General features: G+C 68.9%; 14 protein-coding genes and 4 pseudogenes. 4 read left to right on the top strand and 14 right to left on the bottom strand.

Annotation, left to right across the window (positions count from 1 at the left end):
• Positions 1–101 precede the first annotated feature (101 nt).
• The 4 genes from V8F63_RS05155 to V8F63_RS05140 are packed head-to-tail and all read right to left on the bottom strand — an operon-like array spanning position 102 to position 2402.
• Entirely contained in the window at positions 102–1100 is a 999-nt protein-coding gene (locus tag V8F63_RS05155) for a HAMP domain-containing sensor histidine kinase (RefSeq protein ID WP_392354698.1), read from the bottom strand.
• A complete protein-coding gene (locus tag V8F63_RS05150; protein ID WP_392354697.1) occupies positions 1082–1777 on the bottom strand; it encodes a PAS-domain containing protein in 696 nt (231 codons plus the stop codon). The genes V8F63_RS05155 and V8F63_RS05150 overlap by 19 nt, the downstream gene beginning before the upstream one ends.
• On the bottom strand, positions 1753–1941 hold the full coding sequence (locus V8F63_RS05145; protein WP_392354696.1) for a PAS domain-containing protein: 189 nt from the start codon (positions 1939–1941) through the stop codon (positions 1753–1755). The genes V8F63_RS05150 and V8F63_RS05145 overlap by 25 nt, the downstream gene beginning before the upstream one ends.
• Positions 1942–1976: 35 nt before the next feature.
• Entirely contained in the window at positions 1977–2402 is a 426-nt protein-coding gene (locus V8F63_RS05140; RefSeq protein ID WP_392354695.1) for a hypothetical protein, read from the bottom strand.
• A 167-nt stretch (positions 2403–2569) separates the two neighbouring features.
• On the opposite strand from V8F63_RS05140, the pseudogene V8F63_RS05135 reads away from it, so the two are divergent.
• Positions 2570–2979, top strand: a pseudogene (locus tag V8F63_RS05135) (metallopeptidase family protein).
• A gap of 38 nt (positions 2980–3017) precedes the next feature.
• Here V8F63_RS05135 and V8F63_RS05130 read toward each other — a convergent pair.
• The 7 genes and pseudogenes from V8F63_RS05130 to V8F63_RS05100 all read right to left on the bottom strand — a co-directional run bounded on the left by V8F63_RS05130 (position 3018) and on the right by V8F63_RS05100 (position 13555).
• Positions 3018–3785, bottom strand: a complete 768-nt coding sequence (locus V8F63_RS05130; RefSeq protein WP_392354694.1) for a class I SAM-dependent methyltransferase — start codon at positions 3783–3785, stop codon at positions 3018–3020.
• Positions 3786–3790: 5 nt separating this feature from the next.
• A pseudogene (locus tag V8F63_RS05125) lies at positions 3791–5187 on the bottom strand (RsmB/NOP family class I SAM-dependent RNA methyltransferase).
• Positions 5184–7148, bottom strand: coding sequence for a potassium transporter Kup (locus V8F63_RS05120; protein WP_025976492.1), 1965 nt, complete (start codon positions 7146–7148; stop codon positions 5184–5186). The pseudogene V8F63_RS05125 and the gene V8F63_RS05120 overlap by 4 nt, the downstream one beginning before the upstream one ends.
• A 75-nt stretch (positions 7149–7223) precedes the next feature.
• Positions 7224–7976, bottom strand: a complete 753-nt coding sequence (locus V8F63_RS05115) for a thioredoxin family protein (RefSeq protein ID WP_025976491.1) — start codon at positions 7974–7976, stop codon at positions 7224–7226.
• 151 nt (positions 7977–8127) lie between these two features.
• On the bottom strand, positions 8128–10329 hold the full coding sequence (locus V8F63_RS05110; protein ID WP_392354693.1) for a prolyl oligopeptidase family serine peptidase: 2202 nt from the start codon (positions 10327–10329) through the stop codon (positions 8128–8130).
• A 141-nt stretch (positions 10330–10470) separates the two neighbouring features.
• Positions 10471–12642, bottom strand: coding sequence for a prolyl oligopeptidase family serine peptidase (locus V8F63_RS05105; RefSeq protein WP_392354692.1), 2172 nt, complete (start codon positions 12640–12642; stop codon positions 10471–10473).
• A gap of 109 nt (positions 12643–12751) precedes the next feature.
• Positions 12752–13555 carry an ion channel gene (locus V8F63_RS05100; protein WP_392354691.1) on the bottom strand — a complete coding sequence of 268 codons (804 nt, stop codon included), beginning with the start codon at positions 13553–13555 and terminating at the stop codon, positions 12752–12754.
• Positions 13556–13592: 37 nt separating this feature from the next.
• Here V8F63_RS05100 and dapF point away from each other — a divergent pair, with 37 nt between their 5' ends.
• Positions 13593–14558 carry a diaminopimelate epimerase gene (gene dapF / locus V8F63_RS05095; RefSeq protein WP_392354690.1) on the top strand — a complete coding sequence of 322 codons (966 nt, stop codon included), beginning with the start codon at positions 13593–13595 and terminating at the stop codon, positions 14556–14558.
• An 87-nt stretch (positions 14559–14645) separates the two neighbouring features.
• Positions 14646–16924, top strand: a pseudogene (locus V8F63_RS05090) (NADP-dependent malic enzyme).
• A 56-nt stretch (positions 16925–16980) separates the two neighbouring features.
• Here V8F63_RS05090 and V8F63_RS05085 read toward each other — a convergent pair.
• The 3 genes and pseudogenes from V8F63_RS05085 to V8F63_RS05075 form a co-directional block, all read right to left on the bottom strand.
• Positions 16981–18645, bottom strand: coding sequence for an MFS transporter (locus V8F63_RS05085; RefSeq protein WP_392354689.1), 1665 nt, complete (start codon positions 18643–18645; stop codon positions 16981–16983).
• 126 nt (positions 18646–18771) lie between these two features.
• Positions 18772–19515, bottom strand: coding sequence for a response regulator (locus tag V8F63_RS05080; protein WP_392354688.1), 744 nt, complete (start codon positions 19513–19515; stop codon positions 18772–18774).
• Between the two features lie 142 nt (positions 19516–19657).
• Positions 19658–20185: pseudogene (locus tag V8F63_RS05075) on the bottom strand (ATP-binding protein); the annotation flags it as partial.
• Here V8F63_RS05075 and V8F63_RS05070 point away from each other — a divergent pair.
• Positions 20184–20312: a hypothetical protein gene (locus V8F63_RS05070; RefSeq protein ID WP_392354687.1), complete on the top strand. Its 129-nt coding sequence runs from the start codon at positions 20184–20186 to the stop codon at positions 20310–20312. The pseudogene V8F63_RS05075 and the gene V8F63_RS05070 overlap by 2 nt on opposite strands.
• Positions 20313–20330: the final 18 nt, after the last annotated feature.

The following is a 20330-nucleotide window of genomic DNA, read 5'->3' as shown; positions in this document are numbered from 1 at the left end:
CGAGTGGTTAGTGACAGGAAGGGGACGAGTCAAAAAGGCAGCCTGCAGCCATAGCGTCTCCGCTGTCCAAAACGGTGCCGCCACTCGTCACTCGCCACTCGTCACTGCTCAAGCAGCAGCTCCGGCGCCGCCGTCGGCGCCTCGGCCTCGATCGGCAGGTGCAGGATGAAGGCCGCGCCCTTGCCCGGTTCGGACTGGACCTCGGCCCAGCCGCCGTGCAGTTCGACCAGGGCCTTGACCAGAGCCAGGGCCACGCCCGGCCCGCCGCGCTCGCGCCGCACGAAGCGGTCGAAGACGTGCGCCTGCAGGTGATAGGGGATGCCCCGGCCGGTGTCCTCGACGCGGATGCGCACCTCGTTCGGTCCGGCCTCGGCGCTCAGGCTGACGGCGCCGCCTTCGGACACCGCCCGGCAGGCGTGCTCCAGCAGGTGATCGACCGCCTGGGCGATGCGGCGGGCGTCGGCGCGGATCGGCTGAAGCCCCGCCGGGCAGGCCAGATTCAGCGTCGCCCCGCGGCCCTCGACCTTGGGCCGGATCCGCTCGGCCGCCTCGTCCAGCAGGTCGCAGACGCGCACGTCGCCCAGCGTCAGCTCCATCTCGCCCGCGTCGATCTGGGCCATGTCCAGCACGTCGTCGATGGAGCGGGCCAGATGACTGGCCGCGACGCGGATGGCCCCGGCGTGCTGTCGGCTGCGCTCGGGCAGATCGCCCATCGCCTCCAGCAGTTCGGAATAGCCGACGATGGTCGTCAGCGGGGTGCGCAGCTCATAGGAAACGCTGCCCACGAACTCGCGTTTCAGCGCCTGGCTCTCGGCCAGAGCGGCTTCCTTGGCCGCCAGCGCCTGCTCCAGCCCGCGCCGGGCCGTCACGTCCGAGAAGGCGACCAGGGTAGCGCCGTCCGGCAGGGGACGGGTCTGCCAGGCGGCGCTGCGGCCGTCCTCGGTGCGGCCCTCGCCCGCGATCGGCACCCGGCTTTCGGGGTCAGGGTCGGCGACCCGCGCCTTCAGCCCCAGCCACAGGGCCGCGTCGGGCAGGACCGGGCGACACAGAGCGGCCACGGCGTCGAAGTCGCCCGCCTCGTTCAGCCGTTCGCCCGACACCCCCAGAAGGTCTCGAACGCCTCGTTGTGCAGCCGCAGCCGCCCGTCCGAACCGAACACGGCCACGGCGTCGTTCAGCTTATCCAGCGTCGCGCGCTGGACCTGGATCTGGGCGTTGTAGCGGCTGCGCAGCTGCAGCTCGCCGGTGATGTCCGAGAAGATCAGCAGGATGCCGCCCAGCGGGTGCGGCTGGCGCACCACCCGCAGCGTCCGCCCGTCCGGCAGCGACCAGCTGTCGTCCGGCGAGGCCTGGGCGGCGCCGTAGAAATCCAGCTCATCCGCCTTCCAGCGGGCATAGTCGACGACCTCGGGCAGCAGCCGCTTCTGGCGCAGCCGGTCCAGCAGTTCGGCGTGGGTCGGCCGCTCGTCCAGCCAGGCCGGGTCGACCCCGAACAGCGACTGGAAGGCGGTGTTGTGGAAGGCCAGCCGCTTGGACGGGCCGAAGATGGCCACGGCGTCGGCCAGGTGGTTCAGGGTTTCATCGTGAGCCTCGACGTGACGGCGCAGGGTGTCCCGCGTCTCCTCGGCCTCGGTCATCTCGATGGCGAAGGCGATCACGGCGCCGCGTCCGCCCGCCAGCGGCTCGGCCAGGATCTTCCACGCCCGGCGCCGTCCGCCCGCCGTGGTCCAGCGGAAGCCGTCCTGGGGCGCATTCAGGCGCAGGGCCTCGGCCACCACCCCGTCGGCGCCGCGGTCGAAACTGAGCCCCGCTCGCGCGCCTCGGCCAGGGTCTCAGCCCCCGTCTCGGCCAGCCAGGCGCTGTTGGCCCAGACCAGCCGCCCGGCCCCGTCCACGACCCAGGTCGGCGCCGGAGACTGTTCGGCCAGAACCCCCGCCCCCACGGCGCCGTCCAGTCCGCCCTCGCCGCCGACCCCGGTCAGGCGCGACAGCCGCAGCCAGGCCGACCCCCATGTGGCCGCCCCTCGACCGCCCAGGCGCCCTGCGGCGTCTCCATCAGGGTCTCGAACGCCTCCCCGGCCTGAACCAGCGCCTCCATGCGCCCGGTGTGCAGACCGGTCAGGACCTCGACCACGCCTTGCGCCGCCGCCAGCCCCTCAAGGCCGGGCGCCAGCGCCGACAGGGCCTCGGCCGAACCGAACACCGCCTGCGCCTCGCCCTTCGGGCTCAGGGCCAGCCGCACGTCGTCGAACGCCGTCAGGGCCCCTTCGCTGGCCGCCGCCGAGGCCTGGGCCGCCCAGCCAGCGCTCGATCTCGACCTCGCGCGCGCCCAGCCGCGCGCGCAACCGCCAGGTCCAGGCGCTGATCGCCAGCGCCAGACCGGCCGCCCCTGCGGTGGCTGCATAAGCGATGTCGGCCTCGGCCATAGGTCCCCGGATGATGCGTCGCTGCGGCGGCCGCCGAGCGTCAGCGCGCCGACCGATTCGCGTTTACCATAACCTGATTGCGCGATTTGCGATGCGGCGTCGCCGCCGATTGCGGGACCGGCCGCGCCGGGCGATATCCTTAGCCATGAGCCAGACCTGGACCGATCAGACCGCCCCCTCCCTGGACGACTTCGCCCGCCTGGCGGAAGAGGCCTTCGCCGCCCTGCCCGACCTGTTCCGCCAGGCGGCCGGGGACGTCGTCATCCGCATCGACGACTTCGCCGACGAAGAAACCCTGCGCGACCTGGAGATCGAGGACCCGTTCGAACTGACCGGCCTTTATTCCGGCGTCCACATCGGTGAGCGGGACAGCATGGGCCCGGCGCCGAGCCGTCGCGCGTCTTCCTGTATCGCCGGCCGATCCTCGATGAATGGTGCGAACGCGGCGACGTCGGCTTGGCCGAGATCATCGCCCACGTCCTGATCCACGAGATCGGCCACCACCTGGGCCTGGACGATGATCAGATCCACGCCATCGAAGATGATGATGACTGAGGCGGGGGCGGGGCCGCTGATGCAGAGCGGCGGCTGAGCTAGGCGCGGCGGGCTTCGAAGGTGATGACGTCGTCATCGCGACGGGGCGGCCGTCCATGCTCGTAACCGCCCGAGATGATAATGCCGACGAACCCCGTCGCAGCCAAAGCCAGCCGCATTTCCTCGACGCCCCACCAGCGCAGGCCGAACAGCTCCAGCTCCGACGCAGTCAGACGACCATCCGACCATTGATCATAGCGCAGATGCGAGACGACCGTCTGGTTCAGCAGATCGGAATCGACGCGCTCTTCGGTCAGGGTCAAAACGTCGCCGTTCCTGTCGGTCCACCGCCGGGTCGACCCCGGCGGCGCCAGGACGGCGCTGATCGGATCAAGGTCGAGGATCAGACGCCCGCCCGGCGCCAGATGATCGTGAAGACGCTTCAGCACCGCCAGACCTTCCTGCGCCGTGGCGATCAGCTGGAACGATCCGGCAGGCAGGATGGCGGCGCCGAACCGCGTCGCATAGGCGAAGTCGTCAAAACGGGCGACGGACAGGTCCGCCTTCAGGCCGCGTCTGGCGCACGCCGCCCGGCACAGCTCCAGCATGGCTTCGGAAGCGTCAAAGCCGACGACGTCCAACCCGGCTTCCAGCAGGGGAACCAGCACGCGGCCCGCCCCGACGGCGGGCTCCAGCACGGGTCCCTCGCATCCTTTCAGCCGCGCGGCGTAGAACTCCACATCACCGAAAGATCGGCCGACCGGCTTGTCCAGTTCATAGACCCGGGCGGCCAGACCGGCGTAGCGATTGCTCAGGACGTCCGCCATCGACCTCAGCCTGCGATCCGCTCCAGCTTGGCCGCGAAGAAGCCGTCCAGCCCGCCCTTTTCCGCCCATTGCGACGGCAGGATGCGCAGCCAGCCTTCGGGCGTCAGGGCCTCGTCCGGGGCGCCGACCTCGGCGGGAACGGCGGCGACGGTGCGGAAGGCCGGGTTGCGGCGCAGGAAGGCGATCACCTGGGTCTCGCCCTCTTCGCGCTCCAGCGAGCAGACGCAATAGACCAGACGGCCGCCCGGCTTGACCTTCGCGGCGGCGGCGTCGAGCAGGCGATGCTGCACATCGGCCAGCTTGGCCACGTCGGCGGGGCGGGTGGCGCGCAGGACCTCAGGGTTGCGGCGATAGGTGCCGGTCGCCGTGCACGGCGCGTCCAGCAGGACGGCGTCGAACGTCCGCTCGTCCTCCCAGTCCTCGGCCGGGACGGCGACGACCTCGGCCGTGAGGTTCATGCGCTCGAAATTCTGGCGCAGACGTTTCAGACGCGCCTCGGAACGGTCCAGCGCCACGACTTCAGCCCCGGCGGCGGCCAGTTGCAGCGTCTTGCCGCCCGGCGCGGCGCACAGGTCCAGCGCCGTCTCGCCCGGCTTGACGGCCAGCAGGCGCGCGGGCACGGCGGCGGCGGCATCCTGCACCCACCAGTCGCCCGCCTCGAAACCGGGCCAGGACGCGACATCGCCGCGCTTGCCGGTGCGGACCGTGCCGCCGGGCAGCACCTCGCCCTCGACAGAGGCCGCCAGTTCGGCCGGGTCGACGCCCGGCTTGGCCGTCAGGTCGGTCGCCGGCTCTTCCCGCGTAGCCAGGGCCAGGCCGATCAGGGACGCTTGGCCATAGGTCGCCTTCCAGCGCTGGGCCAGCCAGTCGGGCAGGTTGGATTCAGCGGTCGTCAGGCCGGGACCGTCGCGGCCGACGCCGCGCAGCACGGCGTTGACCAGATTCTTGTAGGGCCGCGTCTTGGGATCGCGCTCGGCCAGCTTCACCGCCGTCGACACGGCCGCGAAGGCGGGCGTCTCCAGCACCAGGGTCTGGGCCAGGGCGATGCGCAGGATCGTCATGACCGCCAGCGGCGGAGCCTTTGCAGACGGCGCTCAAGGATCTGGTCGATCTCGCCCAGACGGCGCAGGGCCGCCATCGCCACGGCGCGGGCGAAGGCGCGGTCCTGCGGCGGCAGGTCGCGCGCGGGCGACTGCGCCAGGGCCTCGTCCAGCCCCGTGCGCTTCTCCAGCGCCGCGTTCAGCAGGACGCCGGCGACCAGACGGGCCTCGACGCCGATGTCGGCGTGCGGGTCGTCCGCGACCGGGCGCGGCGCCGGCTCACGACGCGGGCCGCGCGCCTTTTCGGCGATGCGGCGGCCGCGCGCGGCGGAGCTCCGGCCCTTGGGCGCGTCCCCGCTCACACCGACACCTGGGTGCCTAGCTCGACCACGCGGCCGGGCGGAATACGGAAGAAGTCGGTCGGATTGGCGGCGTTACGCATCAGGAAGATAAACAGTTTGTCCTGCCACAGAGGCATGCCCTGACGGGCGGTGGGAACGACGGACCGGCGGCCCAGGAAGAAGCTGGTCGACATGATATCGAACTTCAGCCCCTGTTTGCGGCACAGGGCCAGGGCGCGCGGCACGTTCGGCGTCTCCATATAGCCGAAGGTCAGCGTCAGGCGTTTGAAATCATCGCTGATCGGCTCGACCGCCACCCTTTGCAGGTCCGACACGCGCGGCCGGTCGGACGTGTGCACCGTCAGGATGATGTTCTTCTCGTGCAGCACCTTGTTGTGCTTGAGGTTGTGCATCAGGGCCACCGGCGCGACCTCGGCGTCCGAGGTCAGGAAGATGGCCGTGCCCGGCGCCCGGTGCGGCGGACGGGCGCGCAGCATCTCGATCAGATCGGTCAGCGGCAGGCTGTCCTTGCGCGTCTTGTCGGTCAGGATCTGCGTGCCGCGCACCCAGGTCCACATGAGCATGACCAGACCGCCGCCCAGCACCAGCGGCATCCACGCCCCGGCCGGGATCTTCAGCAGGTTGGAGGTCAGGAAGACCGCGTCGATGAAGCCGAACGGCACCAGGGTCAGCAGGATGGCCCACATCGGCCACTTCCACTTATGCCGCACGACGGTGAAGGACATCAGGGTGTTGACCATCATGGTGCCGGTCACCGCCACCCCATAGGCGGCCGTCAGATTGTGCGAGGACTGGAAGGTCACCAGCACGAACAGCACGCCCACCATCAGCAGGCTGTTGATCGCGGGCACATAGATCTGGCCGGCCTGGGTCTCGGAGGTGTTGCGGATGTCCAGGCGCGGCAGCAGGCCCAGCTGCACCGCCTGCTGCGTCACCGAGAAGGCCCCGGTGATGACCGCCTGACTGGCGATCACCGTAGCCGCTGTCGCCAGCAACAGCATGGGCCAGTAGACCAGCTGCGGCACCATGTTCCAGAACGGGTTGTTCGCCGCGCCGGGGTGGGAAAGCAGGAAGGCGCCTTGCCCCAGATAGTTCAGCGTCAGACACGGCAGGACGATGAACAGCCAGCCCTGGCGGATCGGCGACTTGCCGAAATGGCCCATGTCCGCATACAGCGCCTCGGCGCCCGTCACGGCCAGAAAGACGCTGCCCAGGATGACGAAGCCGAGGAAGCCGTCGGCGACCAGCAGCTTGATCCCGTAATAGGGCGACAGGGCCTTCAGGATCGACAGGTCATCGAAGATGTGCGCCACGCCCATCAGGCCCAGCGACAGAAACCACACCAGGGTGATGGGGCCGAAGAACTTCGCCAACCCCGCCGTGCCGCGCGACTGGACCAGGAACAGGGCGATGAGAATGCCCGCCGCTAACGGCAGGATGAAGGGATCGAGGCGTCCATTCAGGCCCGGCGCCTCCTGCAGCCCCTCGATGGCCGACAGCACGGAAATGGCCGGGGTGATGACGCCGTCGCTGTAGAACAGAGCCGCGCCGCAGACGCCCAGAATGAACAGCCAGGCGCTGCGTCGGCCGATCGCGTGCTGGGCCAGGGCCATCAGCGACAGGGTGCCGCCTTCGCCCTTGTTGTCGGCCCGCATCAGGAACATGACGTATTTGAACGTCACCACCACCATCAGGGCCCAAAAGGCCAGGGAGACGACGCCGATGACGGCCAGATCGCCGTCGACGCCCTTCTGGGCGTGGCCGATGGCTTCGCGCAGGGCGTAGATCGGGCTGGTGCCGATGTCGCCGAACACCACGCCGATGGCGCCCAGGATCAGGGCGCGGCGGCCGGCCTTGCCCCCAGGGCCCGGCGAACCCCCGGCGGCGGGAGGCGGGGCGTGGGCGGGGGATGAGGCGTTGGCGTTAGGCGCGGCGTCGCCGCGGGGCGTGTCCCCGACCATGCATTGTTCTCCGGGTCGCGCGAGGAGGCGTGCCCATCAAGAGCCGCGGGCCTTTAGACCTTTTCCGTCAGCGCTTCAATCGCGCCCAGGTTCCGGCCGCGCCGCCGAGGACAGGATGCGACGGTCGTCCTTGGCCTGAAGCAGGATCACCACACCCTCGTCCGCCCCCGCCTCGACAGGCAGCGGAAACAGCACCGGGCGTCCGTTCCAGTCGCCCAGACGGCGCACCTCGCGCACGACATTGACGTGGGTCACCGCGCGGCCCCGGTTGTCGCCGCCCTTGACCTCGACCGTCTGCTGCCCCGGCCGATAGACCACGGCGACGACCTCGGCCCCGCCCTGCGGCGCCCGGCCGGAGCCGACGCCGACGCGGTCGCCGGTCTCGCGGAACTCGATCTCGGGCGGCCAGCCGCGACCGCGCGCCTCGGCCTCGACGGCGGCCTTCAGCTCCGGCGAGCGGGCGCCCGATACATGACGGCGCCCGTCGATCACCACCTGCGGCGTCGAGACGTTTCTAAGCTTCAGCGCCTGACGATAGGCGCGCTGGCGTTCGGCGAACTCGGGCCGGGCGAAGGTGTCGGGCCAGCCCAGATAGTCCCAGTAGTCCACGCCATAGGTCAGGACGATCACGCCCGGCTCGGCCGCCACGCTTTCGACGGTGCGGTTGGCGTCGGGGCAGCCGGCGCAGCCCTGGGCGGTGAACAGTTCGACCACCACCGGCTGGACCGGGGCGTCACGCTCGCGCGACGGCGCGGCGGCGACGGCCAGCAGGCCTGCGCCCGCGACCACCGCCGTCATCCCGTACCTGAACAGGCCCCGTGCCATCATGGGCGCGATCCTATCCCTTCGGCCCGAGAACGCCGCTCATAAATGCGTGAGCGGAAAAAGAGAAAACGTCATCCCGGAACGCCGACGTCGCGTCTTCGGCGGTCCCGGCTCTCCGCTCTGCTGCGGCCGGGATGACGTGTCGGCGGACAGATTAATCCATCAGCTGTTGGGCCAGATAGACATAGTGGCGCGCCCAGCGGCGGGCGTTGGCGACCGGATCCGCGTCGTTGGAGTGACCGCCCGCCGTGTCCTCGAAATAGAGATGATCGTGGCCCTGGTCCCCCAGACGCGCCGCGAACTTGCGGGCGTGGCCGGGGTGGACCCGGTCGTCGCGCGTATTGGTCGTGATGTAGACGCGCGGGTATTTCACCTCGGGCCGCAGCTGCTGATAGGCCGAATAGCGGGCGATGAATTCGGCGTCGCCCGGAATGCGCGGATCCCCGTACTCGCCCATCCACGACGCGCCCGCCGGCAGTTCCTGATAGCGCAGCATGTCGATCAGAGGGCTTTCGATGACGGCCGCATTGAACAGCTCCGGATGCTGGGTGATCGACACGCTGGTCAGAACCCCGCCGTTGGAGCGGCCGTAGATGCCCAGGTGGCGCGGGCTGGTGATGCGGCGCTGCTCCAGATCCCGCGCCACGGCGGCGAAGTCGTCGAAGGCGCGCTGGCGGTTCTCGCGAAAGGCCGCCTGGTGCCAGCCGGGTCCGAACTCGCCGCCGCCGCGGATGTTGGCCTGAACGAAGACGCCGCCGTTCTCCAGCCACAGCTTGCCCATCTCGGGCTTGTAGGCGGGCGGGAAGCTGGCCTGGAAGCCGCCGTAGCCGAACAGGATGGTCGGGCCGGTTCCGTCCATCGCCAGGTCTTTGGGTCGAGTGACGAAGTAGGGAATCTTGGTCCCGTCGGTCGAGGTCGCCTCGAACTGCTCGACCACATGGGTCGAGGCGTCGAACTTGGCCGGGGCCGACTTCAACTCGGTCAGGGCGCCGGTGGAGACATCGGCGAGGCTGAGCGTCGGCGGCGTCAGGAAACCCTGCGTCGAGACGAAGACCTGCCCCTTGGCCTTGGAGCTGTCGCCCAGACCCACGGCGCTGTTGGCCGGCACGGCGATCTCGGTCGCGGTCCAGCCCTCGGCGGTCGGGGTGAAGCGCTTCAGCGCGCCGACGACGTTGTCGGCGATCACGGCGACGAGGCTGTTCTCGAACACGCTGACGTTCTGCAGCGACTGGCGCGGGCCGGGCGCGAAGATGGTCGCAGCCTTGGCGTCGATGCGCACGTCCTGACGCGGCTGGCCCAGCGCGCCCAACGGCAGCGCCAGAAGCGAACCGGAGGCGTAGTCGTGGCCGTCGAAGCTCCAGGGCTGCTCGGGCGAGAAGACCAGCTTGCCGTCCAGCACGCCCTGAACGCCCACGCGCTCAGGCAGGGCCAGCTGATGCGGCTCGCCGTCCGAGCCCAGCATCCAGGTTTCCGAGCGGAAGGTGTCCAGCGGACGGCTGAACAGCACCGCCTCGACCGCGCCCGCCTTGTCGCGGAAGACGCGGGGGCTGACGCCATAGCCGCCGTCGGACTGCTGGCCGCGATAGACCTCGGTCGCGTGTTCCAGCGGATGACCGCGCTTCAGCGACTTGATGATGAAGGGATAGCCCGACTCCGTCAGGCTGCCGGGGCCGAAGTCGGTGGCGATCAGCAGGGTGTCGCGGTCCAGCCAGGAAATGCGGTGCTTGCCTTCGGGGATGACGAAGCCGCCGTCCACGAAGGTCTTGGTCGTCAGGTCGAACTCGCGCACCGTCACGGCGTCCATGCCGCCGTTGGACAGATTGACCAGGCAACGGGTCTCGTCCGGCGCCAGGCAGTTGGCGCCCTTGAACACCCAGTCCTTGCCCTCGGCCTTGGCCAGGGCGTCGATGTCCAGCAGGGTCTCCCACTGCGGCTGGGCGGTGCGATAGGACGCCAGCGTCGTGCGGCGCCAGACGCCCTTGGGATTGGCCGCGTCCTGCCAGAAGTTGCCGAGGCCTTCGCCCAGGAAGCTGACGCCGGGGATGCGGTCGGTGGCCGTCAGGATGGCTTCGGCCTGCTGGCGGAACGGCTCATAGCGGCGGTCGCCGGTCAGGGCGGCCAGGGCCCTTTCATTGGAGGCGGCGACAAAGGCGCGGGCCTCGGCGCCGTCCACCTCTTCCAGCGCCAGATGGTCGTCGGCGGCCTTAACCCCTTCGGGCGACAGGTCGCGCGGGAAGTGCGGCGGCGGGGTCGTCGCCGAGGCGGCCGTCGGATCGGACACGGCGCCCGCGGCCATAGCGGGCGCGGCGGCCAGCATCAGGGTCGGCAAGGCGACGGACAGGAACAGGTTTTTCACAATCTTCTCCGCTCATCCCCGCGGAGGCGGGGACCCAGTGCTTTGGCCTCAGAAGCCGTCGCCAAAGTTTCGCTCACGGCCCAGGTCGAGCGCGAGGCTCGAGCCTGGGTCCCCGCCTCCGCGGGGATGAGCGGTGTGGTCTTATCGCTGCGAGGGCCGATCCATCAGCCGCCGGGTCAGATAGGTGTATTCCAGCGCGATGCGGCGGGCCGTCTCGCGCAGGTTGGCGCCGGCTGCGTGGCCGCCGTCGGTGTTCTCGTAGAAGAGCACCGGATAGCCCAGCGCCTCCATCCGCGCCGCCGCCTTGCGGGCGTGGCCGGGGTGGACGCGGTCGTCCTTGGTCGAGGTGTGGATAAAGACTTCCGGATAGGGCTGACCCGCCGCCAGCTTCTGATAGGGCGAGTATTGTTCGATCCAGGCGCGCTGCTCCGGGATGTCCGGGTCGCCGTATTCGCCGATCCAGCTGGCGCCCGCCAACAGCTTGTGGAAGCGCAGCATGTCGAACAGGGGCACCTGGATGACGGCCGCATTGATCAGGTCCGGGCGCTGGGTCAGCATGGCGCCCATGAACAGCCCGCCCTGCGAGCCGCCCATGACGCCCAGGTGCGGCTGGCTGGTGATCCCGCGCGTGATCAGGTCCTGAGCCACGGCCTGGAAGTCCTCATGCGCGCGCTGGCGATTTTCCTGCTGGGCCGCCTGGTGCCACTTCGGGCCGAACTCGCCGCCGCCGCGCGTATTGGCGATGACATAGACGCCGCCCCGCTCCAGCCACAGCTTGCCGACCGTCGGCGAATAGCCGGGCAGCAGCGACGACTGGAAGCCGCCGTAGCCGTACAGCAGCGTCGGGTTCGACCCGTCCAGCGCCATCGCGTCCTTGTGGACGACGAAATAGGGGATCATCGTCCCGTCGTTGCTGCGGGCCTCGAACTGGTCCACGCGCATGCCGCTGGCGTCGAACTTGTCCGGCAGGGCCTTGGTCAGATCGACGGCCCCGGTCGCCGCATCGGCCAGATAGAGGCTGGACGGGTTCAGATAGCCGGTGACGCTGACGAAGATCTTGTCGTCCTGCTCCGAGGCCGAGCCGACCCCGACCGAGACGTTCTGCGGCAGGTCCAGGCGCGTGCGGCTCCAGTCGGCCGGATCGTAGACATAGACCGAGCCGCGCACGTTTTCATAAAGCGCCACGACCAGCTTGTTGCGGGTGGCGTTGATCCCCTCGACCGCCTCGCGCTCGCCGGGGCGGATGACCAGACGGGCGGTCGCCTTCGGATCGGCCAGCCATGCCTGCAGGTCCCAGGCGATGACGTCGCCGGTCTTGAATTCCTGACCCGACGGCGCGGTCCAGTCCTGATCCGTCGTCACCACCAGCTGTCCGGCGACCAGGGCGTTGATGTTGGACTTGAGCGGCAGCTCCAGCTTCGTCGTCGAGCCGTCGGCGTTCAGGCGCCAGGTCTCGCTCTCATAGAAGTTGATCCCCCGGTTCAGCAGCACCGCCTGCACCACGCCGTCGGCGTCGCGCAGGGTGTAGCCGGACACCGAGACGTCGGTCTTCTGGCCGGCGAAGACCTCGACAGCCTGATCGATCGTCTGGCCGCGCTTCATCAGGCGCACGGTGCGCGGATAGCCGGAGTCCGTCAGCGAGCCCTCGCCGAAGTCGCGCGAGATCAGCAGGGTGTCCTTGTCGATCCAGCTGGCGCCGCCCTTGGATTCCGGCAGGCTGAAACCGTTTTCCACGAAGGTGCGCGTCACGCTGTCGAACTCGCGCAGGGTGACCGCATCCTTGCCGCCGTTCGACAGGGAGATCAGGCAGTAGCGCTCTTCAGGCGGCAGACAAGTCGCGCCCTTATAGACCCAGTTGGCGCCCTCGGCCGCCGACAGGGCGTCGAAGTCCAGGATCGTCTCCCACTGCGGCGCATCCGTGCGATAGCTGTCCAGCGTCGTGCGGCGCCAGATCCCGCGCACGTGTCCGGCGTCCTGCCAGAAGTTGTCGATATGGCCGTCGTGGGTGAAGCCCGGCGAGGGGATGCGGTCGCGCGACTGCACCAGCTCCAGCGCCTGCTGGTGCAGCGCCTCATAGCGCGGATCGCCCTGCAGCACGCCCAGCGAGGTCTCGTTGTGCGCCTTGACCCAGTCCATGGCGCGCTCGCCCTCGACCTCCTCCAGCCACAGATAGGGGTCGGTCGCGTCGCTGGTCGCGAAGCCCGGCGCGGTAGAGGCGACACTGGTGGAAACGGAAGCTTGGGCCATGGCGACAGGTGCGGCTCCGGCGGCAAGGGAAAGGACGGCGACAGACGCCAGGGTGCGGATGATCATGGGTGTCCCCCAACGGACGAATGTTTCGCCGGGCACCTTGGCGACGCCGACGACGAGGGGCAAGCGTCAGTCATATTACCGGCGCGTAATCTTCGGCCGCCGGATCAAATCAGTCGCCGTCGTCGGGGATGCACAGGATCTGGCCGCAGGCCTTGCAGTGGACGGCGTCCGGATCATGCTTCTGCAGGCCGCAGGTCGGACAGGGAAACTTCACCTTGTGCGGCCGGATCAGGGTCTGGGCCAGGCGGATGAACAGGGTGATGCCCACCAGCATGACGACGATGGAGATGACCCGGCCCCAGTTGCCCGGCAGGGTGATGTCGCCGAACCCTGTCGTCGTCAGGGTGGCGACGGTGAAGTAAAGCGCGTCCAGATAGCCGTTGATATGCTCGGCCTTGCCCCGGAAATAGGCGTAGACGAAGCCGGTCGTCACGAAGACAAAAGTGATCAGGGCGGCCAGGGCGCGGATGATCTCCTCCACCCGGGTGTCGTCGAACCGGCGGCCGATGGTGCGCCAGAACAGGTCGCTGTTCAGCAGACTCCAGAACCGCAGCAGCCGCAGGAAGCCGAAGTTGGCCAGCCAGGCCGGAAACAGCAGGGTCGCCAGGACGAACAGATCGACCCAGACGATCGGCTTCTTCAACCAGTCGCGGACATCGGAATAGGCATAGGCCCGCGCCGCCAGGTCCAGCCCCAGGATGGCGGCGATGAAATAGTCGGCGACATAGAAGACCCAGCCCGCCTCCTTCAGGATCGGGGCCGCCAGAAAGAAGCCGATGATGATCAGATCGACCAGAATGACCATCAGGCGGAACTTCACCGCCGCCGGCTGGGCGCCGTGATAGAGGTAACGCAGGCGCGCCCTCAGTCTCAGGCCGTCGGGTCTGGCGGTTTGGCTCTGATCGGAAGTCATCGTCGCCAGCGATACATGAACCGGCGCAAAATCCTATATGAAGAGCAACATGAGTGAACCCGCCCGCCCCTACATCCGCATGAACGGCGCCGGAAACGCCTTCATCGTCGTCCAGGCCTTCGAGCAACCCTTCCACCCGACGGCGGACCAGGTGCGCGCCCTGGCCGCCCCGGCGGCGGGTCTGGGCGGCTTCGACCAGCTGATCGGCGTCGAACCGTCCGAGACGGCCGACGCCTTCATGCGGGTATGGAACGCCGACGGCTCGATGGTCCAGACCTGCGGCAACGCCCTGCGCTGCGTCGGCTGGCTGATGCTGGAGGCGACCGACAAGGAAGAGGTGGTGATCGACACCCTGAGCGGGCCGACCACCGCGCGCCGCGCTTCTCTCCCATCAGGCCGCGTCGGGTCGGGAGATCCCGCAGGGTCGACGACCGCGGCCCAGACACAAAGCCGCGTCGGGTCGGGAGGTCCCGAAGGGCCGACGACCGCGGCCCAGCATCAAGTCACGGTGGATATGGGCGCGCCGCGTCTGGAGTGGGATCAGGTGCCCCTGTCCGAAGAGATGGACACGCGCGGCATCGAGCTTCAGGTCGGACCGATCGACGCGCCCGTACTGCACACCCCCGGCGCCGTTTCGATGGGCAATCCCCACGTCGTCTTCTTCACCGATCGCCAGGACGACGCCTTCGTGCGCGGCTCGGGCTCGCTGGTCGAGCGCCACCCGCTGTTCCCTGAAGGGGTCAATGTCGGCTTCGCCCATGTGCTGTCGCCCGATCACATTCGGTTGCGGGTCTGGGAGCGCGGGGCGGGCCTGACCCTGGCCTGCGGCACCGGCGCCTGCGCCGCCCTGGTGGCCGCCGCGCGGCGCGGCCTGACCGGGCGAAAGGCCGTGGTGACGGTCGATGGCGGCCAGCTGACCATCGAATGGGACCAGGCTACGAACCACGTCTTCATGACCGGTCCGGTCCAGGTCGAAGGCGCCGGGTTCCTGCCCGAAGCCTGACCATTGCGTCTTGACCCAGCGTCAGCGGTTGTCGGCGACGGCCCCACCCTCTAGGAACGAGACGCGCCTGCCCTTGCCGAGATTAAAATGCCCGAATTGACCGACAAACAGACCTTCTCAGACGACGACGCTCTGGAGTTCCACAGCGATCCGATCCCGGGCAAGATCTCCATGGCCCCGACCAAGCCGATGGCGACCCAGCGCGACCTGTCGCTGGCCTATTCGCCGGGCGTGGCCGTGCCGGTCCTGGCCATCGCCGCCGATGCGGACAAGGCCTACGACTATACCGCCAAGGGCAATCTGGTCGCGGTCATCTCGAACGGCACCGCCATCCTGGGCCTGGGCAACCTGGGCCACATGGCCTCCAAGCCGGTGATGGAAGGCAAGTCGGTCCTGTTCAAGCGCTTCGCCGACGTCGACAGCTTCGACGTCGAGGTGAAGACCACCGACCCGGACGAGTTCGTCACCGTGGTCAAGAACATCGGCGACACCTGGGGCGGCATCAACCTGGAGGACATCAAGTCCCCCGAATGCTTTGAGATCGAAGCCCAGCTGCAGGACCTGCTGGACATCCCCGTCTTCCACGACGACCAGCACGGCACCGCCATCATCTCGACCGCCGGCCTGATCAACGCCTGCCACATCGTCGGCAAGAAGCTGGAAGACGTGAAAGTCGTCCTGTCCGGCGCCGGCGCAGCGGGCCTGTCCTCCATCGCCCTGATGAAGGCCGCCGGGGTCAAGGCTGAGAACACCGTCATCTGCGATCGTCAGGGCGTGATCTACAAGGGCCGGGACAACGTCTCCCAATGGCAGGCGGCGCACGCCACTGACACGCCGCACCGCACCCTGGCCGAGGCCATGGTCGGCGCCGACGTGGTGCTGGGCCTGTCGGCCAAGGGCGCGATCACCAAGGAGATGGTCGCCTCCATGGCGCCCAATCCGATCATCTTCGCCATGGCCAACCCCGACCCCGAAATCACGCCCGAAGACGTCAAGTCCGTGCGTTCGGACGCCATCATGGCGACGGGCCGGTCAGACTACGTCAACCAGATCAACAACGTCCTGGCCTTCCCCTATCTGTTCCGGGGCGCGCTGGACGTGCGCGCGCGGCAGATCAACCACGAGATGAAGATCGCCTGCGCCCACGCCCTGGCGGCGCTGGCGCGCGAAGACGTGCCGGACGAGGTCGCCGCCGCCTATCGCGGCCGCAAGCTGAAGTTCGGTCCGGAATACATCATCCCGACGCCCTTCGATCCGCGCCTGATCTGGTACATCCCGCCCTTCATCGCCCAGACGGCGATGGACACCGGCGTCGCGCGCAAGCCGATCGAGGACATGGACGCCTATCGCATCAGCCTGCGCCAGCGGGTCGATCCGTCGGCCGCCCTGATGCAGAAGATCCAGGCCAGCGTGCGCTCGGGTCCGAAGCAGCGCGTCGTCTTCGCCGAGGGCGAGGAGCAGTCCGTCATCCGCGCCGCCTGGGCCTTCAAACAGGCCGAACTGGGCACGCCCATCCTGGTGGGCCGCGAGGAACTGATCCGTCAGAACGCCGCCGAGGCCGGTCTGAGCTTCGATGAGCTGGGCATTGAGATCATGAACGCCCGGATTTCCGAGCGGAACACCGATTACGTCGACTGGCTCTACGCCCGCCTGCAACGCCGCGGCTATCTGCGCCGCGACGTCCAGCGCATGATCAATCAGGACCGCAACTATTTCGCCGCCGCCATGGTCGCGCGCGGCGAAGCGGACTGCATGGTCACCGGCGTGACCCGCAATTTCAACATGGCCCTGAAAGAGGTCCGCCGCGTCCTGGACGTCAAGGACCGGATGATCGGCCTGTCGATCCTGCTGGCCAAGGGGCGCACCCTGTTCGTGGCCGACACCTCGATCCACGAACTGCCCGACGCCGCCGAACTGGCCGAGATCGCGGTCAAGGCCGCCGCCACGGTCAAGACCCTCGGCCGCAAGCCGCGCGTCGCCTTCCTCAGCTATTCGACCTTCGGCGACCCCCGGGCAACCGCGGCGAGAAGGTTCGCGAGGCGATCCGCATCCTGGACGGCATGGATGTCGATTTCGAATATGAAGGCGAAATGCCGCCGGCCCTGGCGCTGAACTCCGAGGCGCGGGCCAACTATCCCTTCATGCGCCTGACCGGCGACGCCAACGTCCTGGTCATGCCGGCTATCCACTCGGCCGCCATCTCGACCCGCCTGGTTCAGGCCCTGGGCGGCGCCACGGTGATCGGCCCGCTGCTGGTGGGTCTGGAGAAGTCGGTGCAGATCGTGCCGCTGGGCGCCTCGGTCGGCGAGATCATGACCGCCGCCACCTTCGCCGCCTACGCCGAAGGGGTGGAGATCGAGGACTGACCCCCTCGCCATCGCGACACCGTTCAGAGGCGGCCTTCGGGCCGCCTCTTTGCGTTTCAGGCGCCGGGCGCTTCTTCCGGGGCGGCCGCCTTCTTCTGCTCGGCGATCAGGCGCGCATGACGCGGCGCGACGTAGAAGGCCAGCAAAATGGCGAACACGCCGATGACCGTCGAATACAGGAAGAAGGTAACGTAGCCCGCCCCCAATCCGGCCGGCGACACCCCGCTCTTGGCCGCGCCTGCGACCAGAGATTCCGGCGGCAGGGCGTGAAACAGGCCCTTCAGCGCCCCCAACGGTCCCCCGGCGTCGGCCGCCCGCGCCGAGGCCTCGACGATCTTGCCGGACTGGGACGCGATCAGCTTGCCCGGCAGGGCGTACAGCGAGCTGAACAGGGCGTATTGGGTCGCGGTGAAGCCGATCGACGTCAGGCTGGACATATAGGCGATCAGCGCCGTCCCGGCGTAGCCGGTGGCGAGGTTATCCACGCCGATGGAGACGAACAGGGCGGTCAGATCATGCCCCTGGGTCGCCAGCCAGGCGAAGACCAGGTTCGACACCGGGCTCATGAAGGCCCCGACCACCATGGTCCGGATCAAGCCGAAGCGGGCGACGGACCAGCCGCCGATGAAGACGCCCAGCGACATGGCGACGACGCCGAACAGCTTTCGCACCTCGCCGATCTCGATCAGGCTGAACCCCAGGTCGATGTAGAAGGGGTTCATGATGTTCAGCACGAAATCCGCCAGGCGATAGAGGCAGATCAGCGCCAGGATCGGCCCGGCCAGCTTGCCGAAGCGGACAAAGAAATCCTTCAACGGCGCACCGAACGAACCGGCCAGATAGGCGCCGGGACGGGTGCGCCAGCCTGGCACGGGCGCGCAGGCGAAAAACAGCAGGCCGAAACCCAGCACGATCCAGGCGAACTGGATCAACACCCCGCCGCCCCCGCTTTCAGCCAGCCCCGCGCTCAGGACGGCCAGAACCGCTTCGGGCAGGACCGCGCCGAAGGCCCAGGCGAAGGCGTCGATCTTGTCGGTCAGTCCTGTGCCGATCAGCACCGCCGCGACGAAGATCAGGCCGAGGCGCACCACCCATTCGATCTTCTCGGCCACGGGACGGGACGGAATGTCGGACACGGGAATGGCGCGCACGACGTGCTGCTTCTCGCGCGGCGCCAGCAGGACGCCCATCACGCCGACGCCCATCAGGGCGGCCATGATCGCGTAGGACAGGTTCCAGTTGTAGAACTGCGCCAACGCCAGAGGCACGAAGCCGGCGACGATCTGAGCGACGCGATAGCCGAGCTGGTAGGCCGCCGCCATCGCGCCCTGACGGCTGTCGTCCACCGCCTCGATACGCCAGGCGTCGATGGCGATGTCCTGGGTCGCGCCGAAGAAGCCGACCATCACGGCGAAGGCGGCCACGGCGCCCAAGGACGTCTGCGGATTGGAGCCCGAGATCAGCCACAGGCCGGCGATGATCACCACCTGGGTCGCCAGCATCCACGAGCGCCGATGCCCCAGCCAGCGCGTCAGGCCGGGAATATTGGTGCGGTCAAGCAGCGGCGCCCAGACGAACTTCAACGCATAGGTCAGGGTGGCCAGGGCGAAGAAGCCGATCATCTCCAGCGTCACGCCCGCGTCGCGCAGCCAGGCCGACAGGGTGTCGTAGATCAGCAGGTTCGGCAGGCCCGCCGCGAACCCCAGCAGCAGCATGGCCATCGGCCGCCGCTCGCCATAGACGGCCAGCCCCCGAAACGTCCGGCAGGCGCGTTGGGCGTCTTGGTATCAATCATACGTGGCTCCGGCGGCGCCGCCGGGCGATACGGACGACGAACTACTGGCAGATCAGGAAGCCGCGACCTTGGCGCGGTTGGCCCCGTTCGTCCAGCGGGCCAGCGCGCTTCGCAGAGCGTCCGCCTCCAGCGGCTTGGACAGGTGGTCGTCCATGCCCGCCGCCAGACAGGCGGCGCGGTCCTCGGCGAAGGCGTTGGCGGTCAGGGCGATGATCGGCGTCTGGTCGCCTCGCGCGCGCAGGGCGCGCGTCGCGCCGGGCCCGTCCAGACGCGGCATCCGCATGTCCATGAAGACCAGATCGAAGCGCGCCGCCTTCATCGCCTCCAGCGCCTCATGCCCGTCGGCGGCTGTCTGAACGACGCAGCCCTCGCGACGCAACAGGGTCCTGGCCAGAAGGGCGCCGACCGGATTGTCCTCGACCAGCAGGACCCGCACACCCTTGAAGGCGACATGGGCGACCCGGTCGTCGTCGCCGGATCGAACCGGCGGCGCCGCAACGCCCCGGCGCGGCGCCAGCGCCCCCAGCACCTGCTCGGACAGCGAGGCCCGGCGCAAGGGCTTGATCAGATAGCCGCAGAAGCCGGCTGCTCGGTAGCGGCTGATCAGATCCCGTTCGTTCGGGCGAAGCAGGATGATGGACTGGCCCTGAACCGGCTTGGCCGCCAGCGCCCCTACGTCGGCGCCGGCATGATCCACCAGAGTCACCTGCGCCTGACGCGCCACCCTGCCGCCGGAGGCCTCGATCTGGTCGGCCGCCGCGCGTCGCACGAAGGGATCGGGCGTGCGGATCGCCACCGCCAGCTTGGCCAGCGGCCGCGCGCGCGGCGTGGCGCCGGGCGCGACCGGGAAGGCGGCTTCGAAACGGAATCGGGCCGGCGCCTTCGGGGCGGTCCTCGACCACGACGGCTCCGTCCATGGCGCGGGCCAGCCGCCGCACCACCGCCAGGCCCAGACCCGCGCCGTCGAAACGCGCGGCGTCGGAGGCGTCGGCGTGGCCGAACTCTTCGAAGATGCGGCTGCGCGCCTCTTGCGGCACGCCCGGTCCGGTGTCGTCGACGATGAAGGCCAGCCGCACGGGCGCGCCGTCCCGCGGTTCGCCCACCGCTTCGACCGCCAGACGCACGCCGCCCCGGTCGGTGAACTTGACGGCGTTTCCAGCCAGGTTGAACAGGATCTGCCGCAGACGGCCCTCGTCGGCGACGATGTCGGGCGCGTCGGCGGCCACCGACCAGACGATCTCCAGCCCCTTGTCGTGGGCGCGCGGACTGAGCAGTTCGGCCACGCCCCGCACCAGGCCTTCCAGGTCGACCGGCGCCGGATCGAACTCCAGCGCCTCGGCCTCCAGCCGGGCGTAATCCAACAGGTCGTTGACCAGGCCCAACAGATGTTCGGCCGACTTCTGCGCCGCCTCGGCATAGGCGCGCTGCGCCCCGTCCAGCCGGGTGCGCGACAACAGGCCGAGCATGCCGATCACCCCGTTCAGAGGCGTGCGCATCTCATGGCTCATCAGCCGCAAGAACTGCTGTTCGGGCGAGGCGCCGTCCGCAGGCGCGTCGGACGGCCCCGCTCCCAAGCCGGACATGGCGGGATGATTCGCGTTCTGCGACGGT

Origin of the sequence: Brevundimonas sp. LF-1 (assembly GCF_037055305.1) — a bacterium.
GTDB classification, from domain to species: domain Bacteria; phylum Pseudomonadota; class Alphaproteobacteria; order Caulobacterales; family Caulobacteraceae; genus Brevundimonas; species Brevundimonas sanguinis.
The sequence above is the reverse complement of the archived record's forward strand: the minus strand, read 5'-3'. Positions and strand labels throughout refer to the sequence as shown.

What these genes read in the sequence shown, in the direction of transcription:
- V8F63_RS05130 (WP_392354694.1), bottom strand. Translation starts at nt 3,785, where the DNA reads ATGGCGGACGTCCTGAGCAATCGCTACGCCGGTCTGGCCGCCCGGGTC.
- V8F63_RS05105 (WP_392354692.1), bottom strand. Translation starts at nt 12,642, where the DNA reads ATGATCATCCGCACCCTGGCGTCTGTCGCCGTCCTTTCCCTTGCCGCC.
- dapF (WP_392354690.1), top strand. Translation starts at nt 13,593, where the DNA reads ATGAAGAGCAACATGAGTGAACCCGCCCGCCCCTACATCCGCATGAAC.
- V8F63_RS05140 (WP_392354695.1), bottom strand. Translation starts at nt 2,402, where the DNA reads ATGCAGCCACCGCAGGGGCGGCCGGTCTGGCGCTGGCGATCAGCGCCT.
- V8F63_RS05085 (WP_392354689.1), bottom strand. Translation starts at nt 18,645, where the DNA reads ATGGCCATGCTGCTGCTGGGGTTCGCGGCGGGCCTGCCGAACCTGCTG.
- V8F63_RS05120 (WP_025976492.1), bottom strand. Translation starts at nt 7,148, where the DNA reads ATGGTCGGGGACACGCCCCGCGGCGACGCCGCGCCTAACGCCAACGCC.
- V8F63_RS05100 (WP_392354691.1), bottom strand. Translation starts at nt 13,555, where the DNA reads ATGACTTCCGATCAGAGCCAAACCGCCAGACCCGACGGCCTGAGACTG.
- V8F63_RS05115 (WP_025976491.1), bottom strand. Translation starts at nt 7,976, where the DNA reads ATGATGGCACGGGGCCTGTTCAGGTACGGGATGACGGCGGTGGTCGCG.
- V8F63_RS05070 (WP_392354687.1), top strand. Translation starts at nt 20,184, where the DNA reads ATGCCGATCACCCCGTTCAGAGGCGTGCGCATCTCATGGCTCATCAGC.